This is a genomic window from Microbacterium sp. Bi128 (assembly GCF_918698205.1).
In genome coordinates this window covers 1-2,009 of the sequence record NZ_CAKKMM010000946.1, presented here as the reverse complement: position 1 = coordinate 2,009, position 2,009 = coordinate 1, and the positions used below count along the sequence as shown (strand labels likewise).

The 2,009-nt window shown below is 70.2% G+C and carries 2 protein-coding genes; one reads left to right on the top strand and one right to left on the bottom strand.

The features are described from left to right. Window positions 1–360: 360 nt before the first annotated feature. Window positions 361–1,440, top strand: coding sequence for a PIG-L family deacetylase (locus tag LQV45_RS28340; RefSeq protein WP_230010275.1), 1,080 nt, complete (start codon window positions 361–363; stop codon window positions 1,438–1,440). Between the two features lie 86 nt (window positions 1,441–1,526). Here the strand turns inward: LQV45_RS28340 and LQV45_RS28335 are convergent. Beyond that, window positions 1,527–2,009: YbhB/YbcL family Raf kinase inhibitor-like protein (locus LQV45_RS28335; RefSeq protein ID WP_230010272.1), on the bottom strand; the 483-nt coding region annotated here is incomplete at its 5' end.

Here is a 2,009-nt window from a genome sequence, read left to right as displayed (position 1 = left end):
GGTCAGACGTCACAGTGCGTAGGCCCCTTTCCCCGAGCGTTCGGATCGTGGATTCTCCTGCTGAACGATAACAGCCTGAACTCACCCCGTGAATCACCCCTGGATGAACGATTTGTTTCCTGGAGGTTGGCTGGAGTCACCCTGATTTTCCGGGGATCGGGCGGTTGTCCACCGAACGGGGGACGCGTGTGCGTGGTGCGTCCTTCGGGCTGCGCATCGCGCCGACGCGCAGATGTGCCTCTCCTGTCAAGCGGGGAGTAGCGACGCTGTCCTTGGTGTAGTGGGCCCGGTCGCCTATGCTCGGGCCTCGAATCGCGTGGCATCCGGATGCCGACGCCCCCGACGCCGGAGGAATCACCGATGACACGCGCTGACCCGCGGACGCCGCTCCGGGATCGTCTCGGCGTCGGCGCCCTCGTCGCGATCCTCGCCGTCGTGCTCTTGACCGGCGCGTCCATCGTCGTCTCGGGTGCGCTCGGGTTCTGGCCCGTCGGGGTCGCGGCGCCCGACGGCGTTCTGCCGACCCCGTCTTCGACATCGGTGCCGACTGCGACGGCCCCTCTCTCTTCCGCGCCTGCCGCGACGCCGACACCACCGCCCGCCCCGCTCTCGCCGGCGGCGCAGCCGTGCGACGGCGAGACGCTGCTGTCGATCTGGGCGCATCCCGATGACGACATCATCTTCGGCAATCCCACGATCTCCGGCGCGATCGCCGCGGGGCACTGCGTGCGGACCGTGTTCCTCACGGCGGGCGACGCCGGGAAAGGCATCGGATACACCCATTCCCGGGAACTCGGCATCCTTCGCGCGTACAACCACATGCGCGGCGTCGACGGGCTCTGGGATTCCACCGTCCTCACGCTGGACTCGGGGCTCCGGGTGGACCGACTGACCCCCCAGGGGGACGGGCGGATCTCGGTGATGTTCGTACGGCTCCCGGACGGCAACATCACCGGTGGCGGATTCGGCTCCACGGGGCACACGACTCTCAGTGCTCTGCTGGACGGAGGGATCGGCACTCTCGCGCCGATCGACGGCGGGCCGGCCGTCGACCGCGGCCAGCTCTCCGCCGGTCTGAGCGAGCTGGCGACCGCGCTGCAGCCCTCGCAGATCCTCACGCACGTCCCTCGCGGCAGCGCGTACGCCCCCGGCGATCACCCCGACCACTCGGCGGTCGGGACGCTGGTCCGCGACTCGATCGGTCGGGACGCGACGGTGGCCCCCGGCATCCGGTACTTCATCGGATATCCGTCGCGGGACCTGCCGCAGACGCTCGACGGGGCCGTCCTGGATGCCAAGGTCGAGACCTACCGCATCTATACGCAACAGGACGAGGTCGTGCGGTGCGCCGATCGCGACTCTTGTCTGCGCACCCCCAAGTTCGGGGACTGGCTGCGCCGGTCGTACCCGCTGAGCGAGGCCGAGCTCCGCCTGTCCTGACCCCTCCACCGCGCGAGGATGCCACGGCGACCGGATCGCGCGCCCATCGCGTGACGGTGACGTCGGCGCGCGGTGGGGTCGCTCCCTCAGTGTGCGAAGGTTCCGTGGACGATCGCGCGCCCGAGCGTCGAGAAGGCCAGGCCGAACGAGACGGCGGCGGGACTGGCGCCCGCATCCACCCCGAGGCTCTCGCTCCCGACGGCGTGCACGACGAAGAAGTACCGGTGGGGCTGGTCGCCCTCGGGTGGGGCGGCTCCCATGAAGCCGGCCTCGCCGCCGTCGTTGCGGATGTGGAACGCGCCGGCAGGGAGGTGTCCCGAGGCGAATCCGGCCGGGACCTCCCGCAGATCACCGGGCAGGTCCACGAGGGCCCAGTGCCAGAAGCCGCTGGGCGTGGGCGCATCGGGATCGAAGCACGTGATCGTGAACGAGGCCGTGCCCTCGGGGACGTTCGACCACCGGAGATGCGGCGACGTGTTGCCGCGTGCGGCGACCTGGTCGTCCTTCAGAGGCGCGCCGTCGGTGATGTCGTCGCTCACGACGTCGAAGGCGGCGACCGCGGGCAGAAG